Here is a 21,198-nt window from a genome sequence, read left to right on the forward strand (position 1 = left end):
AAAACTTTTTTCAAGCGCTTGGCTTGGCTAATTTGGCTTGCTGATTCGTTCTGGTTTCCTAAGAAGCCATCCCGTGTCAGCGAGGTGGCATTATAGAGATTTCGATCACACTGGCAAGCCCTTTTTTAAGTTTTTTTCGTTTTTTTATTCGTTCGATTAAAAAGAACTCAAAACGCCTCAAAAGTAGGCTTTTATCTTACATATTCTTCAGTTTTTCAGTGAACAAAGAGACTTTTTCCCAGTTTGTGTACTCAACTTCCTTCGTTGTATCCGTTTCACCACCTGTCATATTCATAATAAAGCGGATCATGGTTCTATCGAACCAGTTATAACGTGGGTAATAGAGGGCACCTGCAAATACACCGATTAAAGTCGGCTGCCATGGAGACTTGGTAAGGAACTTCTTAATATACGCACTGCCTTCTGGTGTATCTTTGCCTTGGTCTTCTTTACGCGCCGTTAAGTTAACACAGAAGAACGCAACCTTGCTTGATTGCAACTGAGTAAGGTTGGCATCAATAAATTGATATAGCTTCTTATTAAGGTGGCCATAACGAATCGATGCGCCAATCAACACTCTGTCGTACTGAGCAAAGTCCACCTTGCCAATAGTGTGCAGATCTTGAAGCTCACATTCGAACTCACTCATTTCTTCTTTTATATAGTTCAAGATTTTCTTGGTCTGCCCTTCACGGCTTGAATACAAAAATAGAGCTTTTGCCACAATGTTGTCCTTAGCTACGCCAAAACGTAGGGGTCAATAAGATTAATAAGGTGAAGATTTCTAATCGGCCAAACAGCATAGATACGATAAGTACCCATTTTGCTTTGTCGTTCACATCGCCAAAGTGCACCGCGACTTCACCAAGGCCCGGGCCAAGGTTATTTAATGTCGCCGCTACCGCAGAGAAAGCACTCAACTCGTCCATACCAGTTGCAATAAGAGCCAGCATACAAACCACAAACACTAATGCGTATGCAGAGAAGAAGCCCCAGACCGCATCTACAACACGTTGTGGTAGTGCAGAACCGCCAACCTTGATGGTATAGACAGCCCGTGGGTGAACAAGACGCTTCATTTCACGAGCACCTTGCAGAGTAAGTAGTAAGATTCGAATCACTTTCATACCACCACCCGTAGAACCTGCACATCCCCCTATAAAAGAAGAGAACAAAAGCAGTACGGGTAAGAACAATGGCCACTCTGAGAAACCCGTCGTTGTAAAACCCGCGGTCGTAGAGATAGACACGGTTTGGAACAAGGCTTGGTCGAAAGCATCGTAGTACGAATCATAAGAGTGATGATTGAGCAGTAATAAGAAACAAACCAAGAACAGTACTGCCTGAATAAAGATAAAGGCGCGGAACTCAGGATCTTTCCAATAATACTTAGGATGCACACCACCTGAAGCAAATGCAGCAAAGTGAAGCGAATAGTTACATGCGGATATAAGAAGGAACACAACTGTAATCATGTTGATCGCAGGGCTATTGAAATACCCCATGCTCGCATCGTGAGTCGAGAAGCCACCAATCGCAATAGTAGAGAAGCTATGACTGATGGCATCAAAGAAGCTCATCCCAGCAAGCCAAAACGCCACTGCACAAGCAATGGTTAAGCTCAGGTAGATGTACCAAAGCGCTTTTGCCGTTTCAGCAATACGCGGAGTCATCTTGCTATCTTTTACTGGACCCGGGATTTCAGCACGATATAACTGCATACCACCGATACCCAGAACAGGGAGGATAGCTACCGCTAATACGATGATACCCATACCACCAAACCATTGTAGGAACTGACGATAAAAAAGAATCGCCTTAGGCAGATCATCGAGGCCGACAATTACGGTCGCACCTGTCGTAGTTAATGCAGAGAAGGATTCGAAGAAAGCATCGGTTACCGACACATTGGGGTTATCGGCGATCAAAAACGGCAGCGCACCCGCACTACCGATTACCGTCCAAAACAGAACAACAATCAAAAAGCCATCACGCGCTTTCAATTCATGCTTATAACGTCGGTTTGGAAACCAGCAAGTTGCTCCACAGAATAAGAGAACGAAGAAGGTCGTCACAAATGGCACACCCGCACCATCTCGATAGATCAGTGCGACGAGCGCAGGAGCAAGCATTGATACACTAAAAAGTGCTAATAATAATCCGACGATTCGAATAATTGAGCGAAATTGCATGAGCTATTGAACGAAGCGAAATGCTTCACACTTCCTAGTTGTCTTTGACTTTCGTTACCAGTGCCTTAGCACCGCTTTTATTGATCATGGTTTGGGTAAACGAATCTACCTGAAGGAGCTCTATTTCAATAATAAGCTCAACTTGAACACCATAATCCGCTTGGACCTCAACAGCCTGATGCTGAGCCATGATGGATTGTGCGATCGGCACAAAGCCATAGTCTAACTCTAGCCGTAATTTTGTGGTTATTTTTTTCTCGATAGTTTGAAGCAGCTTGAGAGCTTGTTGTACGCCACCGCCGTAAGCCTTAACCAAACCGCCGGTTCCAAGCTTAATTCCGCCAGAGTAGCGCGTCACAACAGCCGTTAATTCACCGACACCAGAGCCCGATAGTTGCGCCAAGATAGGCTTACCCGCTGTACCCGAGGGTTCACCATCATCACTGAAACCCCAAAGCATTGAGTCTTCAGGTCGACCAGCAACAAAACCCCAACAGTTATGTCGTGCTGAAGAATGCTCTTTTTTCACCTGTTCTACGAACTGTTTTGCAGCTTCAACACTTGGAGTATGAGCAAGATGCGTAATAAAGACGCTCTTTTTTATCTCTTCTTCAAACAGAGCCGACGCAGAAGGTATTAAATAAGGCTGTTCATTCATATCGTTAACTTAGTTAATAAGAGCGACGAAGTGTATCACGCGTGAATAATAAGGGTTAGAGGATCTGTGCTATCGCACAATGTTAAACAATTGTTTAAAAAATGTATTGAAATTAATCAAGCAGAGGTACAGACTAAGATAACTGGTCTTACCAGGTATTCTACAATAATAGAAAGATAACAAGATTCTCTCAAACAATCGTGGATTGTATGTCATGGAGATAGACAATGATTTACCAAGCTAACACCCTACAGGTAAAGGAATTACAAGATGGTATTGCGGAATTAAGCTTCTGTGCACCAGCCTCTGTAAACAAACTCGACCTTGCTACTTTAGAATCACTAGATAAAGCGTTAGATGCTCTTAATGCTCACGCAGGATTACGTGGTTTAATCTTAACTTCAAACAAAGACGCGTTCATTGTAGGCGCAGACATCACTGAATTTCTTGGCCTATTTGCTAAGCCAGAAGCAGAACTTGATGAATGGTTAAGATTCGCTAATTCAATCTTCAGCAAGCTCGAAGACCTTCCTGTCCCAACTCTTTCAATGATGCGTGGCCATGCCCTTGGCGGCGGCTGTGAATGTGTACTCGCTACCGATTTCCGTATCGGTGACAAGACCACCAGCATTGGCCTACCTGAAACCAAACTTGGCATCATGCCTGGTTTTGGTGGTTGTGTACGCCTACCTCGTGTTATCGGTGCTGACAGCGCAATGGAAATTATCACGCAAGGCAAAGCATGCCGTGCAGATGAAGCGCTTAAAGTTGGCTTGTTAGATGCGATTGTTGAAACAGACCAGTTACTAGAATCGGCAATCAATACCGTTTCTCTGGCTGCTAATGAAAAATTAGACTGGCAGCTACGCCGTAAACAAAAGACATCAGCGCTTTCACTAAGCAAACTCGAAGCGATGATGAGCTTTACCATGGCGAAGGGCTTAGTTGCTCAAAAAGCAGGGCCTCACTACCCAGCTCCGATTACTTCTGTGATTGCGATTGAAGAAGCAGCACGCAGCAATCGCGATGCAGCACTCGACATCGAACGTAAGCACTTCGTTAAGCTAGCGAAATCGGAAGAAGCAAAAGCATTAGTTGGCTTATTCCTGAATGACCAGTACATCAAAGGCTTAGCGAAACAAGCGGGTAAGTCAGCAAACAAAGCAACTGAGCGTGCAGCCGTACTTGGTGCAGGTATCATGGGCGGCGGTATTGCTTACCAATCAGCTCTAAAAGGCGTGCCAGTGATGATGAAAGACATCGCACAAGCATCGCTTGATCTAGGTATGAACGAAGCATCTAAGCTGTTGAATAAACGCTTATCACGCGGTCGCTTAGATGGATTCAAGATGGCAGGTATTCTGTCTTCTATTACTCCAAGCCTGCATTACGCGGGTGTAGAACAGTCGGATGTGATTGTTGAAGCAGTAGTAGAAAACCCGAAAGTAAAAGCAGCAGTACTGAGCGAAGTGGAAGGTTTGGTTGGTGAAGACACGGTTCTAACATCAAACACCTCTACAATTCCGATCAACCTGCTAGCGAAATCACTGAAGCGCCCAGAAAACTTCTGTGGCATGCACTTCTTTAACCCTGTGCATCGCATGCCTTTGGTTGAGATCATCCGTGGTGAACAAACTTCAGAAGAGACCATCAATCGCGTGGTTGCTTACGCAGCGAAGATGGGTAAATCCCCAATCGTTGTTAACGACTGCCCAGGCTTCTTCGTTAACCGTGTACTTTTCCCTTACTTTGGCGGTTTCAGCATGTTGCTACGCGACGGTGCTGATTTCACTAAGATCGATAAAGTGATGGAGCGCAAGTTCGGTTGGCCAATGGGCCCGGCTTACTTACTAGACGTTGTAGGCCTAGACACTGCACACCACGCACAAGCTGTGATGGCGCAAGGTTTCCCAGAGCGTATGGGCAAAGAAGGTCGTGATGCGATTGATGCACTTTACGTTGCTGAAAAATACGGCCAGAAGAACGGCAGCGGTTTCTACACATACAGCGTAGACAAACGCGGTCGTCCTAAGAAAACCTTCTCTGAAGAGATTCTTCCTATCTTGGCTGACGTATGCCAACAACCGCAAGACTTTGATGACCAAACAATTATCCAGCGCGTGATGATTCCAATGATCAACGAAGTGGTGCTTTGTCTAGAAGAAGGCATTATCGCGACACCGCAAGAAGCGGATATGGCACTGGTTTACGGTTTAGGCTTCCCTCCATTCAGAGGCGGCGTATTCCGCTACTTAGACAGTGTGGGCATTGGTAACTTCGTTGAAATGGCGAAAGGCTACCAAGACTTAGGTGCAATGTACCAAGTACCTCAGCTATTGCTTGATATGGCAGCGAAGGGCGAAAGCTTTTACGACAGCCAACAAGCCAGTTCTCTGTAACCCACATTTGGAAAAGGAATAGCAAAATGAAAAATGTAGTTGTTGTTGATTGCCTTCGTACCCCAATGGGACGTTCCAAAGGTGGAGCTTTCCGTCACACTCGTGCTGAAGATCTGTCGGCACATTTGATGAAAGGCATTTTAGAGCGCAACCCAGAAGTAAACCCTGTCGAAATTGAAGATATTTACTGGGGTTGTGTACAACAAACGCTAGAGCAAGGCTTCAACGTTGCACGTAACGCTGCCTTGCTTGCTGGTCTACCGATTGAGATTGGTGCGGTGACGGTCAACCGTTTATGTGGTTCATCTATGCAAGCTCTGCATGATGCAACTCGCTCTATCATGGTTGGTGATGCTGAAATCTGCCTGATCGGTGGTGTGGAGCACATGGGCCACGTACCAATGAACCACGGTGTTGATTTTCACCCTGGCATGTCGAAACACGTAGCGAAAGCTGCCGGTATGATGGGCCTAACCGCTGAGATGCTAGGTAAAATGCACGGTATTAGCCGTGAAGACCAAGATGCATTCGCAGCACGCTCACATGCTCGCGCTCAAGCAGCAACAGTTGAAGGTCGTTTCAAAAATGAAATCCTGCCAACCGAAGCTCACGCAGCAGATGGTTCTCTATTTACCCTAGACTACGACGAAGTGATTCGTCCTGAAACCACGGTTGAAGGCCTATCCCAACTGCGTCCTGTATTTGACCCAGCAAACGGTACGGTAACAGCAGGTACTTCATCAGCATTGTCTGATGGTGCTTCTGCAATGCTTATCATGAGCGAAGAGAAAGCCAACGCACTTGGCCTTAAGATTCGTGCTCGCGTGAAGTCGATGGCTATCGCAGGCTGTGATCCTTCAATCATGGGTTACGGCCCAGTACCAGCAACCCAAAAAGCACTAAAACGTGCGGGCCTAACCATTGAAGATATGGGTGTAATTGAGCTCAACGAAGCGTTTGCCGCTCAATCTCTTCCATGTGCGAAAGACCTAGGTCTACTGGATGTGGTTGATGAGAAAGTAAACCTTAACGGCGGTGCGATTGCTCTTGGTCACCCACTAGGCTGTTCTGGTTCTCGTATCTCGACGACCCTAATCAACCTGATGGAAGCACAAGATGTGAAATACGGCTTAGCGACCATGTGTATTGGTTTAGGCCAAGGTATTGCAACGGTATTTGAACGCCCATAGCGATCACTGACGGTAATACTTGAAGGGTAATCTTTTGTGCAGCTATATTTATATAGCTGCACTTTTTATTGCTTGGCATCCAACAATGCATCGATTGTGTTCAGCGAACTCAACGAGAGAAAAACCAACCCTGACATCTATGCACAAAACGCATATATTCAATGTTGATGTTTCATTATTTTTTCTCGGATGATTCAACTAAAGTTACTTCAGTTTCCTAATATTCCTCCACGGAGCAGATCATGTTTAAAGCACTTGTACTAAACCAAGAAGACAAAAAAACTATCGCGTCAGTTTCTCAAATTGAAGAATCTCAATTACCAGAAGGTAACGTGAAGATTGATGTTAGCTACTCTTCTTTGAACTACAAAGATGGTTTGGCGATTACAGGTAAAGGGCGCATTGTTCGCAACTTCCCTATGGTTCCTGGTATCGACCTTTCTGGTGTGGTTTCACAATCTGATGACCCTCGCTACAAAGCAGGCGACGAAGTGGTTCTAACTGGTTGGGGTGTTGGTGAAGGTCACTGGGGCGGCATGGCTGAGAAAGCAAGCCTAAACGGTGACTGGTTAGTGCCGATGCCTAAAGGTCTAGACGCTAAGAAAGTAATGGCGATTGGTACAGCAGGCTTCACAGCAATGCTTTGTGTTCAAGCTATTGTCGATGCTGGCATCAAGCCTGAAGACGGTGAAATCCTAGTTACCGGCGCAAGTGGCGGTGTAGGTAGCGTATCTATCACTCTACTAAACCAACTGGGCTACAAAGTGGCAGCAGTGACTGGCCGTGCTTCTGTAAACGGTGAACTACTTAAATCACTAGGCGCGACACGTATTGTAGAGCGTGCTGAACTAGAAGAACCAGCTAAGCCACTAGAAAAACAACTGTGGGCTGGCGCTATCGATACGGTAGGCAGCAAAGTGCTTGCGAAAGTATTGGCGCAAATTGATTACAACGGTGCGGTTGCGATGTGTGGTCTAGCAGGCGGTTTTGACTTACCAACCACGGTAATGCCATTCATTCTGCGTAACGTTCGCCTACAAGGTGTTGATTCTGTAATGTGCCCTCGTGAAAAACGTATTAAAGCGTGGGAACAACTGGCTGAGCTACTACCAGAATCTTTCTACGCTCAAGCAACCAAAGAAGTGTCTTTAGACGGTGCAATTCAAGCAGCAGAAGACATCACTAACGGTCAAATCACTGGTCGCGTAGTCATTAAACTATAGGCTCTCAAACATAAAATTATCAAACCTTAAGCAACAGCTTTAGGCTTGGATAACCCAAAACAACAAAGGGCTGATTTTTATCAGCCCTTTTGCGTTTTTGTCATTCGGGTCAAGTGAACTCAGACTCAGATCCGGTTAACCCAAACCGACATCCGCAATCCGTTTTTGAATCAACTCACCACACTCTTCTTTTACCACTCTTCTTAACCATTGTTGTGAAGCAGAAGAATCGCAACGCGAGTGCCAGATCAGTGAGTAATCAAACGGCATAAATTCAAATGGTAATGGCTTAACAACCAAGTCATAACGCTCTGCTACCAAATAAGCCAAATCAGCAGGCACAGTAATCACCAACGGCATTCTATCGACAATCGCCAATGCCGCTTCAAGGTGATAAGCACGCAGTACCATTTTTCTGGGTTGTTGATTAGCTAAAGCGTTGTCCAATAAAGCCTTAACACCATCACTGATCGCAATCATCGCATGTGGGAGTGAAACATAGTCTGCAAGGCTTAAAGGTTGATCGGCTAATGGATGGTTTTTAGATAACAGACACGATACACCAACCGGCCCCAAGACTTCTTGATGAAGTGGTGCAATGCTGCCACTCGGACGACAGATCGCCATATCAACGCGTTCGGTGCTGAGCTGTTTAAACAAATGCTCATGCTGCAACGGAGCAAACTCCAAAGAGATATTGGGTGCTTGTTCATAAATCTTAGGCAACGCATAAGGCAAGATGGTTTGCATCGCATAATCGGTGGTAGCGATCAGAAAACGTTCGCTGCAATAGTAAGGGTCAAAGTCACTCGGACTCAGCAATTGGCGAAAAGACTCCAAAGGCTGATCAATACGCTGACTGATCTCGAGTGCTTTCTTGGTAGGAATAAGGTGCTGACCTTGACGTGTAAACAACGGATCGTTTAGTAATTCTCTTAAACGCCCTAATACTCGACTGGTTGCGGATTGGCTTAAGTTAAGACGAAGCGCGGCCTGGCTTACGCTGCCCTCTTCAATCAATACCTTTAAAGCGACCAATAAATTAAGGTCTCTACGATAGATGTCTTCTAATTCCACGCCACTTACCTAGCTGTATACGATTGCCATTAGTCACTAAGTTGTTTATAGCATGCTTTAGATAAAAAAAATCCCGCAATTACGCGGGGAAGCCCAAGAAAATTGGGGGATAGTGTCGGAATGTTGTCGTATCGGAATTCGCTTGCTGTATTCGGGTTAGTGCTCTTGCTCTTCGGCTATGCCTTGCCAACGGCGCATCTCTACCCAAATACCAATAATCGTTGCTACTATGCCAAAAATAGGCATCAGTGAGGTCTCTGTCGATGAGCGTAGTACTAACGCACAAAAAGAAATAAAACAGAGAACCGAATAAATTGTTAATCTATCTAATCCTGTCAACATCGCCACTCCTTAGCTAGTTGCCTTTGCTTCAAGTTGTTATCAACTTGTTAACTAATTTATAGGAAATGATTCTGTTTGCCAAGCACTTATTGCATATTTTTTCTGCAGACGTATTATTCACTCGTTAGATAGATATAGAGATACAAACCATGACATTCAAACCTGAACTGGCAACCCATACTTTAGAAGCTGAAGGCCTGCGTTGCCCGGAACCAGTAATGATGGTCAGGAAGACAATTAGAAACATGCAGGATGGCGATGTGTTACTGGTAAAAGCTGACGATCCTTCGACAACTCGAGATATTCCGAGCTTTTGTCGATTCATGGATCACCAGTTGGTAGGCCAAGCAACAGAAACGTTGCCTTACCAGTATTTGATCAGAAAGGGATTGGAGGCGTAACGCCCCACCGACTATCAAGTATCAAAAAAGCCGCTCGTACCTTATGTTCTTAAACAGAACTCAGAGTACGAGCGGCTTTTTATTTATTCGCTTCTAGATTTGTTTTGCAGATGCTCCAGCTGATGCTGAATTTCTCGGATATCTTTACGCATCGGAATAATATGCGCGACCCGAATCCAAGCCTCTACCGCAAGTGCAGTCATGATGATGGCACCCGCGACCATTGGCAGCCACATGTCCGTCAACACCATGCCTAACAGTGTAAGTGCAAGACCAAAAGTAAATAGATAACTTTGGCTTTGTGGAGTAATACCCATATAACGCGTCAACATAATCATGCCCTCGTGTTCTTAACTCACAAGATTAAAATATCATGACAAGTATGACAGTTATATGTCCATTCGCTCGATAAACCCCACAATACTGTAAGAGTATGACCTACAACACATTACTCTACTGATTGAGTATAATAAGACTCAATACCACCTGTTAATAGAAAGCAGCAGCGATAGCTAAACCCACGAATAGCAAGGCTGTGATCTTACGAATCAGATCAAGAGGCATCTTATCAGCAGAGAGCTTACCGATGATCACCACAGGCACATTTGCCAGCAACATACCAATGGTTGTACCCAGAATCACCCACGCTAATGCATCCGCATATTGAGCCCCTAGGATAGAGGTCGCAATTTGGGTTTTATCGCCGATCTCAGCAATAAAGAAAGCGATAAAACTGGCGACAAACGGTCCTCGGTTTGAGATCTGTTCATCGTCATCTAACTTATCGGGAATCAAAATCCAGCCAGCCATCGCAATGAAACTGACCACCAGCACCCACTTTAATACTTCAGGTGAAAGATAATCAGCAACCACGACCCCGAGCCATGCTGCAAGGGCATGATTGGCAATGGTGGCAAAGAAGATAGCTGCGATGATAGGTATCGGCTTGCGATATCGACTGGCTAATAAAAGAGATAGCAACTGAGTCTTATCACCGATCTCGGCTAAGGCGACAGTTGTAATTGAAATTGCTAAAACGCTCACGACATGCTCATTTGGGATGGGGATTATTATATTTAACCAAAGACAAACCTCGCGCCCCATCCCGGTTCACGATGCTTGTCTATGGTCTTGCTAAGCACCACCAAGGTGGTGGTTGCCTCGAACGCCATGATGATTTTGCATCAATTATGTTGACGAACGAACTCATTCAATAGGATATGAATAAGTAAGCTACTCCCCAAAGACCGCGAGATTTTAATAGCCCATGCTTTCAAACACAAGTGTCAAAGTTATCAAAATATCCACTTGTGCCGAAAAACAAACATTAAAGGCACAAAAATCCACTAAACGACATTTTAGACCACTAATTAAACAAGATTACCCCTACTCGCTTTACGAATATCTCGGTATACTCAGAGGTTATTTTTCTCATTCATTTAAAAGAATCGCGCGAACCTGACTATGCAAAAATACGATATCAAAACCTTCCAGGGAATGATCCTCGCGCTGCAGGATTACTGGGCTCAAAACGGTTGTACCATTGTTCAACCTCTAGATATGGAAGTAGGTGCAGGCACCTCTCACCCAATGACATGTCTACGAGCACTTGGCCCAGAGCCAATGTCTACAGCTTACGTTCAACCTTCTCGTCGTCCGACCGATGGCCGTTACGGTGAAAACCCGAACCGTCTGCAGCACTACTACCAATTCCAAGTAGCGCTAAAACCATCGCCAGACAATATCCAAGAGTTGTACCTAGGCTCCCTAGAGGTTCTTGGTGTTGACCCACTTGTTCACGACATTCGCTTCGTTGAAGATAACTGGGAAAACCCAACACTAGGCGCATGGGGCCTTGGTTGGGAAGTATGGCTAAACGGCATGGAAGTAACACAGTTTACTTACTTCCAACAGGTTGGCGGCCTTGAGTGTAAACCTGTAACAGGTGAGATCACTTACGGTATCGAGCGTCTAGCAATGTACATCCAGGAAGTAGATTCTGTTTACGACCTAGTATGGAACGTAGCACCAGACGGTTCTAACGTGACTTACGGTGACATCTTCCACCAAAACGAAGTTGAGCAATCAACCTACAACTTCGAGTACGCAGACGTAGATTTCTTATTCACTTTCTTCGATCAGTGCGAGAAAGAGTGTAAAGAGCTACTTGAGCTTGAGAAGCCACTTCCGCTTCCAGCTTACGAGCGCATTCTAAAAGCAGGTCACGCATTCAACATCCTTGATGCGCGCAAAGCTATCTCTGTAACAGAGCGTCAACGTTACATCCTTCGTATCCGCAACCTGACTAAATCAGTTGCTGAGGCGTACTACGCGTCACGTGAAGCGCTTGGCTTCCCAATGTGTAAGAAGGACAAATAATCATGGCGAAGAATTTTCTAATTGAACTGGGTACGGAAGAGCTTCCACCAACAGCACTTCGTTCTCTAGCAGAAGCCTTTGCTTCTAACTTTGAAGCAGGTCTTAAAACGGCTGAGCTTTCTCACGAAGGCATCAAGTGGTACGCAGCACCTCGTCGTCTAGCACTTAAAGTAACTGCACTGGCTGAAGGCCAAGCAGACAAAGTGGTTGAGAAACGTGGCCCTGCTGTTTCTGTGGCGTTCGATGCTGAAGGCAACGCGACCAAAGCGGCACAAGGTTGGGCTCGTGGTAACGGTATTACTGTTGAGCAAGCTGACCGTCTGAAAACAGACAAAGGCGAGTGGCTTCTTTTCAAACAAGAAGTAGCTGGCAAACCAGTTCAAGAATTGGTGATGGACATTGCTGCGAAAGCACTGGCTGGCCTACCAATTCCTAAAGCAATGCGCTGGGGTAACTCAGACATTCAATTTATCCGTCCAGTAAAAACACTGACAGTACTACTAGGTGATGAGCTTGTTGAAGGCGAAATCCTAGGCGTAGCATCTGCTCGTACTATCCGTGGCCACCGTTTCATGGGCGAACAAGAGTTCACAATCGACTCTGCTGACCAATACCCTGCGATCCTAGAAGAGCGCGGTAAAGTAATGGCAGATTACGAAGCGCGTAAAGCGATCATCCTTGCTGATTCGCAAAAAGCGGCAGCTGCGGTTGGCGGTACAGCTGACCTAGAAGATGACCTTGTTGAAGAAGTAACGTCTCTGGTTGAATGGCCAGTAGTACTGACAGCGAAGTTTGAAGAAGAGTTCCTAAAAGTCCCTTCTGAAGCTTTGGTTTACACCATGAAGGGTGACCAAAAGTACTTCCCTGTTTACGATGACAACAAGAAGCTACTACCGAACTTCATCTTCGTATCGAACATCGAGTCTAAAGAGCCTCGTCACGTTATCGAAGGTAACGAGAAAGTGGTACGCCCACGTCTTGCTGATGCTGAATTCTTCTTCAACACAGACCGTAAGCGCCCGCTTATCGACCGTCTTGCTGAACTAGACCAGGCTATCTTCCAGAAGCAATTGGGTACTATCAAAGACAAAACAGACCGCATCACAGAGCTTGCAGGCTACATTGCTGAGCAAATCGATGCTGACGTTGAAAAGTCTAAACGTGCTGGCCTACTGGCTAAGTGTGACCTAATGACCTCTATGGTATTCGAATTTACGGATACTCAAGGTGTGATGGGCATGCACTACGCGACTCACGACGGTGAAGACGAGCAAGTTGCACTGGCACTTTACGAGCAATACATGCCTCGTTTCGCGGGTGACGATCTACCAAGCACTGGTATCTCTTCAGCAGTAGCAATGGCAGACAAGCTAGACACTATCGTAGGTATCTTCGGTATTGGCCAAGCACCAAAAGGTTCTGACCCATTTGCACTTCGTCGTGCGTCTCTAGGTGTGCTACGTATCATCGTTGAAAACGGCTACAACCTAGACCTAACCGATCTGATCGGCAAAGCGAAAGAGCTACTAGGCGACAAGCTGACTAACAAAAACGTAGAAGCTGACGTTATCGACTTCATGCTAGGTCGTTTCCGCGCATGGTACCAAGATGCTGGTTTCAGCGTTGATATCATCCAAGCGGTACTAGCACGTCGTCCAACTAAGCCTGCTGACTTTGACCAACGTGTTAAAGCGGTTTCTCACTTCCGTGAACTGGAAGCAGCAGAAGCACTAGCAGCAGCGAACAAGCGTGTAGGTAATATCCTTGCGAAATTCGATGGCGAGCTACCAGCTGAAATCGACCTAACGCTTCTTCAAGAAGACGCAGAGAAAGCACTGGCTGAAAACGTTGAAGTAATGACGGAAGCACTAGAACCAGCATTCGCAACAGGTAACTACCAAGAAGCCCTAAGCAAGCTTGCTGATCTACGTGAACCAGTTGATGCATTCTTCGATAACGTAATGGTTATGGCTGATGACGAAGCGCTTAAGAAGAACCGTCTAACGCTACTGAACAACCTACGTAACCTGTTCCTACAGATTGCTGACATCTCTCTACTGCAAAAATAAGCACAAGTGAGACAATTACTCTAAGTCATACTCTGAGTAATTAACGGTAAACACCCAAAGGGAAGCGAAAGCTTCCCTTTTTGTTTTTGTGAACCAAGCATTTGTTTGTAGAGGTCTTATTGATTAACTGAATGAAACAGCACTCAGACTGTAGAGGGCATTGTTTGCTATAACTGACCTGTTTATTCAGGGGAAGGGAACAATGAAAAAAACAGTACTCGCGCTTTCAATACTCGCACTCAGCGCATGCAGCCAAACCAGTGACAACAACCTATTACTGACAATTGATAACGACACTGTCGTATTCGAATCATCCGGTAAAGGCACCGTGATTGCAGAACAGGAACTCGCGAAAGGTAGCTATACCTTCTCTATCAGCGATACTCAAAATACCTGTGGCACCAACTATGCGCTGGCTGAAGAAAACCGCATCAAATTCAATAAACCCCTTCGCCTAGACGACTGCGCCGAGAAGTCTGAATTAGATATCAAGATCTTTCGCGCTAACACCTATCAGTTTATGCTCAACCCACAAACCAATGAACTGACCGTTCAGATAAAGCCGAAGCAACAACAAGTACAAAGCTTTGCTTGTCCGGTTCCTAGTGACGAACCAACCATCATCGACGTTGCTCAAACCTTTGATGATGGCACCGTGGTTAGAGACGCTCTTTCAGGCAAACAAGTCACAGTAACGAATGGCAGCGTCACCATGCAGCCAGCAGAAAATAGCCAAGGTGTTCTGCTGCTTGAGAAAGTAGAACCAGAAACCAAAGCTGACTTTAGTTGGGATAACGCCACGGTTTACTTCGTAATGACTGACCGTTTCCACAATGGTAATCCTGATAACGACAACAGTTACGGTCGCAGCCAAGATGGACAAGACGAAATCGGCACCTTCCACGGTGGTGACTTGGCAGGCTTAACCGAAAAACTCGATTACATAGAATCACTCGGTGCTAATGCTATCTGGATAACGTCTCCGTTAGAGCAAATCCACGGCTGGGTTGGCGGCGGTGATCGAGGTGACTTCAAACACTACGGCTACCACGGCTACTACCATCAAGATTGGACCAAGCTCGATGACAACATGGGCACCGAAGACGAGCTAAAAACCTTCATCGATACCGCGCATAGCAAAGGCATTCGTGTTGTTTGGGATGTGGTAATGAACCACACCGGCTATGCGACGCTTGCCGACATGCAAGAGTTTGATTTTGGTAAGCTCAACCTAACTGACGAAGAAGCCAAGCAAACACTTGGCGAAAACTGGACAGATTGGCAACCTGCCAAAGGTCAGAACTGGCACTACTTCAACAACTACATCTCTTACAGCGACAAAGAAGCGTGGGAAAAGTGGTGGGGCAAAGCTTGGCTACGCAGCGATATCGGCGCCTATGACTCTCCGGGCTACAATAACCTCACCATGTCTTTGGCGCATCTGCCCGATTTCAAAACAGAGTCGACAGAGACAATCGGGCTGCCTAATTTCTATCGCAATAAGTCCACCAGCGCGACCGATGAACTCAAAACACCTCGTAACCATTTAATCACTTGGTTATCGGATTGGGTGCGCGAATATGGTGTCGATGGTTTCAGGGTCGATACCGCTAAACACGTTGAACTCGAAGCATGGGCAGAACTGAAAGAGAGCACCAACCAGGCACTTGCCGAGTGGAAACAGAACAACCCAGACAAGGCCTTGGATGACTTACCCTTCTGGATGACTGGCGAAGTATGGGCACACAGCGTGGTCAAATCAGATTACTTCGCTAACGGATTTGATTCGATCATCAACTTTGAATTCCAGAGTGATATCGCACCAAAGGCGCTCAAGTGCCTATCCGATCTTGATGCTGATTACCTTCGATACGCAGAGAAGATCAACAACGACAGCGAGTTCAACGTACTGAGTTACCTTTCGTCTCACGACACCTCGCTATTCTGGACACAACATGGCAGTGACTTTGCAAAACAAACCAAAGCTGCAAACGCGTTGATGCTGGCTCCCGGTGCGGTACAGATCTATTACGGCGATGAAATCGCCCGAGACTTTGGCCCAACGGGTTCTGATCCAATGCAAGGCACACGCTCAGACATGCCTTGGGATCAAATCACTGGCGAACGTGCAGAGCTGCTAGAACACTGGCAAGCGCTTGGCCAATTCCGCCAACGCCACCCAGCCGTTGCTCAGGGTAAGCACATCATCCGTAACAGCAAGGGCTACTATGCGTTCGAACGCCAATACCAAGATGACAAGGTATTAGTCGTTTATACCGGTTCGAACTAAACCTTCATTAACATAAACACCAGAAACTAAAGGGGAAGCTTAGGCTTCTCCTTTTTTTATCGCTAAAGGTACGTTCAATAAGCAAGCTGTCACTCATTAACCAAACTTTATAGAAGTTTTTTACGTGTTAGAGCATTTGGCGCTATGCGTCGCAAAAACATTGCGGTATGTTCAAGGAATACACTGATGGCAGACATAAGGTCTGCCTTAATGACACGTAACAAGCAATCACAATGAATTAGGTAAAATTAGTAATGCAGTTCTCTAAGTTTGGTGAAAAGTTTAATCGATACTCTGGAATCACTCGTTTAATGGATGATTTAAATGATGGCCTGCGCACTCCAGGCGCAATCATGCTCGGTGGTGGTAACCCAGCCGCTATCCCAGCCATGCTCGATTACTTTAACCAAGCCAGTGCCGACATGCTCGCCAGTGGAGAACTCATCGCCGCCCTCGCCAACTACGATGGTCCGCAGGGCAAAGACAGCTTCATCAAGTCGTTAGCGGCAATGCTGAAAGAGACCTATGGTTGGGACATCAGCGAAAAGAACATCAGCCTGACTAACGGCAGTCAAAGTGGCTTCTTTTACCTGTTCAACCTTTTAGCAGGTCAACAGCCTGACGGCTCACATAAGAAAATCCTACTGCCTATCGCACCGGAATACATCGGCTATGGCGACGCGGGTATTGATGACGATATCTTTATCTCTTACCACCCAGAGATCGAGCTGCTAGAAAACCGCCAGTTCAAATACCACGTCGATTTTGAACAACTAAAGGTTGATGACTCAGTCGCGGCTATCTGTGCATCTCGTCCAACCAATCCAACAGGCAACGTACTGACCGACGATGAAGTACGTAAACTGGACAAGCTCGCGCGTGAAAACAACATCCCGCTACTGATCGACAATGCTTACGGCCTGCCGTTTCCAAACATCATCTTTGAAGATGTCGAACCGTTCTGGAATGAAAATACGATTCTGTGCATGAGTTTATCTAAGCTTGGTTTGCCGGGTGTGCGTTGCGGTATCGTGATTGCGAGTGAAGAAGTAACCCAAGCACTAACCAACATGAATGGCATCATCAGCTTAGCACCAAGCAGTGTTGGGCCCGCTATCGCCAACCACATGATTGAGAACGGTGACCTGCTGCGCTTGAGCAGTGAAGTGATTAAGCCTTTCTATAAAGAGAAATCTTTACGTGCAGTAGAACTACTACAAGACGCTATCGATGACCCACGCTTCCGTATCCATAAACCTGAAGGCGCTATCTTCTTATGGTTATGGTTTGATGAGCTACCAATCACCACAATGGAACTGTACGACCGCCTTAAAGCTCGCGGCGTATTGATTGTTCCGGGTGAATACTTCTTTATCGGCCAAGAAGACGAGTGGGATCATGCTCATCAGTGCCTACGTATGAACTACGTACAAGATGATGAAGCAATGCAGAAGGGTATTGCGATCATTGCTGATGAAGTGAAAAAGGCTTACTCAGAGCAGTAATAAGAGCTTTTAGCTTACTGTAGGCCAAATACAAAAAGAGCACCTCATGAGGTGCTCTTTCACTTTTACTTCCCGATATTTTTTAGCTCTAAGGAGCTAACAGTAATTAACCTTCTAGTAGACTATTACCATTGATAGCAATCTTACGTGGTTGCATCGCTTCTGGGATTTCGCGTTCGAGGTCGATGTGAAGAAGACCATTTTCCATGCTTGCACCTACCACTTTTACGTAGTCAGCCAGTTGGAATTTACGCTCGAAATCGCGCTCTGCGATACCTTGGTATACGAAGGTTTTCTCTGCTTCTGCTTTACGCTCACCTTTCACAATTAGCATGTTCTCTTTCTGAGTCAGATCTAATTGATCATCAGCAAAACCAGCGACTGCCATAGTAATACGGTAGTTGTTCTCGTCTTTTTGCTCGATGTTGTATGGAGGGTAACCGCCAGAAGAGTTCTTCGATGTATTCGCTTCCATCATGTTGAATAGACGATCGAAGCCGATTGCGTTGCGGTAAAGTGGAGTGAAATCTACAGTTCTCATAATGCTATCCTTTTAGTAAGCAATAGTCTTAGCTGCGAATTTTACTTGGATCTAACCTGTGTGTGACCCAGTAAACAGCTAAGAGATTCAATTCGCATTCCTCGGGTTTCACCTCTATTGGCGACAACGCTGGGACATGGCAATGAATCAATTTTTAAGTTGTGTGCTGCCAAAGTTATCCTCTATTGAGCGATACTTCGTTAGCGGTAATGAAGGTTCTGTTTCTTCTCTTGTAGAGCAAGACAGTCATCCTCTTCACAAATAGATATATGGATTGAGCAAAATAGTTTCAAGGGGTTATTTTCAATTATTTTTGCAACTCAATATTTTTCAATATCTTACAAACATAAAAAAGCACCATCCAAAGGATAGTGCTTTAAAATGATTTTAGTTTTTTGAGACGAAGCTATTTGGCTTTAGTTCAAGGAAGAGGCGCGGAGCATACGAATGTATGTGAGCACCTCTGACACAGAAATTAAGCCAAAGAGCGAAGTATCAAAGAGACTAAACGTCTAGGTTTGCTACTTTCAGTGCATTCTCTTCGATGAAGTTACGACGAGGTTCAACTTGGTCACCCATTAGCGTCGTAAACAACAAATCAGCACCAACAGCGTCTTCAATTGTTACTTGCATCATACGGCGAGTTTCAGGATCCATCGTGGTTTCCCAAAGTTGATCAGGGTTCATCTCACCTAGACCTTTGTATCGCTGTAGGCTTAGACCACGACGAGACTCTTTCACTAACCAGTTCAGAGCATCAACGAAGCTAGAAACTTCTTGAGTACGCTCACCACGCTTAATGTAAGCGCCTTCTTCAATCAAGCCATCAAGAGCTTCAGAAAGATCCGCTAGCTTACCAAACTCTTTAGAGTTAATAAGATCGATGCTTAGTAGGTGTTCATGAGTCACACCATGAGTACGAACCACAATCTTAGGAACGCTTAAGCCTAGCTCTTCGTGTTTTTCAACTTCAAGGCTGTATTGGCTTGCACCTACTTCTTTCGCGTTTAGCTGTTCAACAAGCTGCTTACCCCAAGCTTCAACTGCCGCGTCATCATGACACTGCTCGGCCGTTAGACGAGGAACGTAAATCAGTTCGTGAACCAATGCGCGTGGGTAACGGCGGCTCATACGATCAACAAGCTTGATGCCTGCATTGTATTGCTGAACAAGCTTCTCTAAACCTTCACCTGCAAATGCTGGCGCTTCAGGGTTTACGTGCAGTTCTGCGTTGTCTAAAGCCAAAGATACTTGATACTGGTTCATCGCATCTTCATCTTTAATGTACTGCTCTTGCTTACCTTTCTTCACTTTGTAAAGTGGCGGTTGAGCAATGTAGATGTAGCCACGTTCAATCAGCTCTGGCATTTGACGGTAGAAGAACGTCAGTAGCAGGGTACGGATGTGAGAACCATCGACATCGGCATCGGTCATGATGATGATGTTGTGGTAACGCAGTTTATCTGGGTTGTATTCGTCACGACCAATACCACAACCAAGAGCGGTGATTAGCGTTGCTACTTCTTGAGAAGACAGCATTTTATCGAAACGTGCTTTCTCTACGTTAAGGATTTTACCTTTCAGCGGTAGGATTGCTTGGTTCTTACGGTTACGCCCCTGCTTAGCTGAACCGCCAGCAGAGTCTCCTTCCACAATATATAGTTCAGACAGTGCAGGATCTTTTTCCTGACAGTCAGCAAGCTTACCAGGAAGACCCGCTAAATCTAATGCGCCTTTACGACGAGTCATTTCACGAGCTTTACGCGCTGCATCACGAGCACGTGCTGCATCAATAATTTTAGAACAAACTGTTTTCGCTTCACCTGGGTTCTCAATAAGGAACTCAGACAACTTCTCACCCATTGTAGATTCAACGGCAGACTTCACTTCTGAAGAAACCAGCTTATCTTTAGTTTGGCTTGAGAACTTAGGATCAGGCACTTTAACAGAAACAATCGCCGTCAGACCTTCACGAGCATCATCACCAGAGGTCGCAGTCTTCGCTTTCTTAGAGAAGCCTTCCTTGTCCATGAAGCTGTTCAGAGTACGCGTTAGCGCCGCACGGAAACCTGCTAAGTGAGCACCACCATCGCGTTGAGGGATGTTGTTGGTGAAACAGTAGATGTTTTCTTGGTAGCCGTCATTCCACTGCATCGCAACTTCAACGGTAATACCGTCTTCGCGCTCAGAGTTAAAGTGGAAGATTTTTTGGATGATTGGCGTTTTGTTAGTATTAAGGTGTTCAACAAACGCTTGGATACCGCCTTCGTATTCGAAGTGATCCATTTTGTCTTCTTCGCGCTCGTCAATTAGCTTAATTGATACACCTGAGTTCAAGAATGATAGCTCACGTAGACGCTTAGCTAAAATGTCGTAATGGAACTCGATGTTAGTGAAGGTTTCTTCACTCGGCCAGAAACGAATCTCTGTACCTGTTTTATCCGTGTCACCGATAACCGCTAGTGGCGCTTGAGGCTCACCGTGGCTGTAGGTTTGAGTGTGGATTTTGCCACCGCGGTGGATAGTAAGAGTAACTTGCTTAGAAAGTGCGTTAACTACTGAAACACCAACACCGTGCAGACCACCAGATACCTTGTACGAGTTATCATCGAACTTACCACCAGCGTGAAGAACCGTCATGATTACTTCGGCTGCAGATACGTTTTCTTCTGGGTGCAATTCTGTTGGAATACCACGGCCGTCATCGCTCACAGACACAGAACTATCTTCATGGATAGTTACAATGATGTCATTACAGTGACCAGCTAGCGCTTCATCAATAGAGTTATCTACCACCTCAAAAACCATGTGGTGCAGACCGGTACCATCATCCGTGTCGCCAATGTACATTCCAGGACGCTTACGTACCGCATCCAGACCCTTCAGTACTTTAATACTCGATGAATCGTAATTATCTGACATAGTTACTCTC

17 protein-coding genes and 1 riboswitch are annotated in these 21,198 nt (G+C 45.6%); of the genes, 8 read left to right on the top strand and 9 right to left on the bottom strand.

Going from position 1 to position 21,198, the window contains the following annotated elements; genetic code table 11:
- Positions 1 to 196: 196 nt before the first annotated feature.
- From hemG to AB4482_RS04330, 3 genes are read right to left on the bottom strand one after another with little or no spacing between them, the layout of a single operon-like run.
- Positions 197 to 724, bottom strand: coding sequence for a menaquinone-dependent protoporphyrinogen IX dehydrogenase (gene hemG / locus AB4482_RS04320; protein ID WP_065584162.1), 528 nt, complete (start codon positions 722 to 724; stop codon positions 197 to 199).
- A gap of 10 nt (positions 725 to 734) precedes the next feature.
- Complete coding sequence (locus AB4482_RS04325; protein WP_008223210.1) at positions 735 to 2,192, bottom strand: TrkH family potassium uptake protein; 1,458 nt, start codon at positions 2,190 to 2,192, stop codon at positions 735 to 737.
- 34 nt (positions 2,193 to 2,226) lie between these two features.
- A complete protein-coding gene (locus AB4482_RS04330; protein WP_017058823.1) occupies positions 2,227 to 2,850 on the bottom strand; it encodes a YigZ family protein in 624 nt (207 codons plus the stop codon).
- Between the two features lie 227 nt (positions 2,851 to 3,077).
- On the opposite strand from AB4482_RS04330, the gene fadB reads away from it, so the two are divergent.
- The 3 genes from fadB (at position 3,078) to AB4482_RS04345 (ending at position 7,662) form a co-directional block, all read left to right on the top strand.
- Positions 3,078 to 5,249: a fatty acid oxidation complex subunit alpha FadB gene (fadB, locus tag AB4482_RS04335; RefSeq protein WP_372128772.1), complete on the top strand. Its 2,172-nt coding sequence runs from the start codon at positions 3,078 to 3,080 to the stop codon at positions 5,247 to 5,249.
- A gap of 26 nt (positions 5,250 to 5,275) precedes the next feature.
- Positions 5,276 to 6,439: an acetyl-CoA C-acyltransferase FadA gene (fadA, locus tag AB4482_RS04340; protein ID WP_017058821.1), complete on the top strand. Its 1,164-nt coding sequence runs from the start codon at positions 5,276 to 5,278 to the stop codon at positions 6,437 to 6,439.
- A gap of 242 nt (positions 6,440 to 6,681) precedes the next feature.
- Entirely contained in the window at positions 6,682 to 7,662 is a 981-nt protein-coding gene (locus AB4482_RS04345) for an MDR family oxidoreductase (protein WP_017058820.1), read from the top strand.
- A 135-nt stretch (positions 7,663 to 7,797) separates the two neighbouring features.
- Here AB4482_RS04345 and AB4482_RS04350 read toward each other — a convergent pair whose 3' ends face one another.
- Both AB4482_RS04350 and AB4482_RS04355 read right to left on the bottom strand, forming a co-directional pair.
- Positions 7,798 to 8,739 carry a LysR family transcriptional regulator gene (locus AB4482_RS04350; protein ID WP_017058819.1) on the bottom strand — a complete coding sequence of 314 codons (942 nt, stop codon included), beginning with the start codon at positions 8,737 to 8,739 and terminating at the stop codon, positions 7,798 to 7,800.
- Between the two features lie 156 nt (positions 8,740 to 8,895).
- The gene (locus AB4482_RS04355) at positions 8,896 to 9,081 is read right to left on the bottom strand and encodes a hypothetical protein (RefSeq protein ID WP_004736674.1); all 186 of its coding nucleotides are present in this window, start codon (positions 9,079 to 9,081) and stop codon (positions 8,896 to 8,898) included.
- A 149-nt stretch (positions 9,082 to 9,230) separates the two neighbouring features.
- Between AB4482_RS04355 and tusA the strand changes: the two genes are divergently transcribed.
- Positions 9,231 to 9,482 carry a sulfurtransferase TusA gene (gene tusA / locus AB4482_RS04360; protein WP_004736675.1) on the top strand — a complete coding sequence of 84 codons (252 nt, stop codon included), beginning with the start codon at positions 9,231 to 9,233 and terminating at the stop codon, positions 9,480 to 9,482.
- Positions 9,483 to 9,565: 83 nt separating this feature from the next.
- Here tusA and AB4482_RS04365 read toward each other — a convergent pair whose 3' ends face one another.
- Together AB4482_RS04365 and AB4482_RS04370 are read right to left on the bottom strand one after the other, a co-directional pair.
- On the bottom strand, positions 9,566 to 9,820 hold the full coding sequence (locus AB4482_RS04365) for a hypothetical protein (protein ID WP_017058818.1): 255 nt from the start codon (positions 9,818 to 9,820) through the stop codon (positions 9,566 to 9,568).
- 151 nt (positions 9,821 to 9,971) lie between these two features.
- The gene (locus tag AB4482_RS04370) at positions 9,972 to 10,526 is read right to left on the bottom strand and encodes a TMEM165/GDT1 family protein (RefSeq protein ID WP_017058817.1); all 555 of its coding nucleotides are present in this window, start codon (positions 10,524 to 10,526) and stop codon (positions 9,972 to 9,974) included.
- 93 nt (positions 10,527 to 10,619) lie between these two features.
- Positions 10,620 to 10,736, bottom strand: a riboswitch (yybP-ykoY riboswitch).
- Between the two features lie 210 nt (positions 10,737 to 10,946).
- On the opposite strand from AB4482_RS04370, the gene glyQ reads away from it, so the two are divergent.
- From glyQ to AB4482_RS04390, 4 genes are all read left to right on the top strand, one after another.
- A complete protein-coding gene (gene glyQ, locus AB4482_RS04375; RefSeq protein WP_123322752.1) occupies positions 10,947 to 11,861 on the top strand; it encodes a glycine--tRNA ligase subunit alpha in 915 nt (304 codons plus the stop codon).
- Between the two features lie 2 nt (positions 11,862 to 11,863).
- On the top strand, positions 11,864 to 13,930 hold the full coding sequence (glyS, locus tag AB4482_RS04380) for a glycine--tRNA ligase subunit beta (RefSeq protein WP_017058814.1): 2,067 nt from the start codon (positions 11,864 to 11,866) through the stop codon (positions 13,928 to 13,930).
- 202 nt (positions 13,931 to 14,132) lie between these two features.
- Positions 14,133 to 16,220, top strand: a complete 2,088-nt coding sequence (locus tag AB4482_RS04385) for an alpha-amylase (RefSeq protein ID WP_017058813.1) — start codon at positions 14,133 to 14,135, stop codon at positions 16,218 to 16,220.
- A gap of 254 nt (positions 16,221 to 16,474) precedes the next feature.
- Positions 16,475 to 17,725 (top strand): valine--pyruvate transaminase, encoded by a 1,251-nt coding sequence (locus AB4482_RS04390; protein WP_372128774.1) that lies wholly within the window; start codon positions 16,475 to 16,477, stop codon positions 17,723 to 17,725.
- A gap of 106 nt (positions 17,726 to 17,831) precedes the next feature.
- Here AB4482_RS04390 and AB4482_RS04395 read toward each other — a convergent pair whose 3' ends face one another.
- Together AB4482_RS04395 and gyrB are read right to left on the bottom strand one after the other, a co-directional pair.
- A complete protein-coding gene (locus AB4482_RS04395; RefSeq protein ID WP_009848140.1) occupies positions 17,832 to 18,266 on the bottom strand; it encodes an Hsp20 family protein in 435 nt (144 codons plus the stop codon).
- A 504-nt stretch (positions 18,267 to 18,770) separates the two neighbouring features.
- Entirely contained in the window at positions 18,771 to 21,188 is a 2,418-nt protein-coding gene (gene gyrB / locus AB4482_RS04400; RefSeq protein ID WP_017058811.1) for a DNA topoisomerase (ATP-hydrolyzing) subunit B, read from the bottom strand.
- Between the last annotated feature and the right edge of the window lie 10 nt (positions 21,189 to 21,198).

This window comes from Vibrio sp. 10N.222.55.C7 (genome assembly GCF_041473335.1).
Taxonomy (GTDB): Bacteria; Pseudomonadota; Gammaproteobacteria; order Enterobacterales; family Vibrionaceae; genus Vibrio; species Vibrio crassostreae_C.

Excerpts from the sequence above, each read along its gene's own strand:
- AB4482_RS04325 (WP_008223210.1), bottom strand. The coding sequence starts at position 2,192 with ATGCAATTTCGCTCAATTATTCGAATCGTCGGATTATTATTAGCACTT.
- AB4482_RS04330 (WP_017058823.1), bottom strand. The coding sequence starts at position 2,850 with ATGAATGAACAGCCTTATTTAATACCTTCTGCGTCGGCTCTGTTTGAA.
- fadB (WP_372128772.1), top strand. The coding sequence starts at position 3,078 with ATGATTTACCAAGCTAACACCCTACAGGTAAAGGAATTACAAGATGGT.
- fadA (WP_017058821.1), top strand. The coding sequence starts at position 5,276 with ATGAAAAATGTAGTTGTTGTTGATTGCCTTCGTACCCCAATGGGACGT.
- AB4482_RS04345 (WP_017058820.1), top strand. The coding sequence starts at position 6,682 with ATGTTTAAAGCACTTGTACTAAACCAAGAAGACAAAAAAACTATCGCG.
- AB4482_RS04355 (WP_004736674.1), bottom strand. The coding sequence starts at position 9,081 with ATGTTGACAGGATTAGATAGATTAACAATTTATTCGGTTCTCTGTTTT.
- tusA (WP_004736675.1), top strand. The coding sequence starts at position 9,231 with ATGACATTCAAACCTGAACTGGCAACCCATACTTTAGAAGCTGAAGGC.
- AB4482_RS04365 (WP_017058818.1), bottom strand. The coding sequence starts at position 9,820 with ATGATTATGTTGACGCGTTATATGGGTATTACTCCACAAAGCCAAAGT.
- glyQ (WP_123322752.1), top strand. The coding sequence starts at position 10,947 with ATGCAAAAATACGATATCAAAACCTTCCAGGGAATGATCCTCGCGCTG.
- glyS (WP_017058814.1), top strand. The coding sequence starts at position 11,864 with ATGGCGAAGAATTTTCTAATTGAACTGGGTACGGAAGAGCTTCCACCA.
- AB4482_RS04385 (WP_017058813.1), top strand. The coding sequence starts at position 14,133 with ATGAAAAAAACAGTACTCGCGCTTTCAATACTCGCACTCAGCGCATGC.
- AB4482_RS04390 (WP_372128774.1), top strand. The coding sequence starts at position 16,475 with ATGCAGTTCTCTAAGTTTGGTGAAAAGTTTAATCGATACTCTGGAATC.
- AB4482_RS04395 (WP_009848140.1), bottom strand. The coding sequence starts at position 18,266 with ATGAGAACTGTAGATTTCACTCCACTTTACCGCAACGCAATCGGCTTC.
- gyrB (WP_017058811.1), bottom strand. The coding sequence starts at position 21,188 with ATGTCAGATAATTACGATTCATCGAGTATTAAAGTACTGAAGGGTCTG.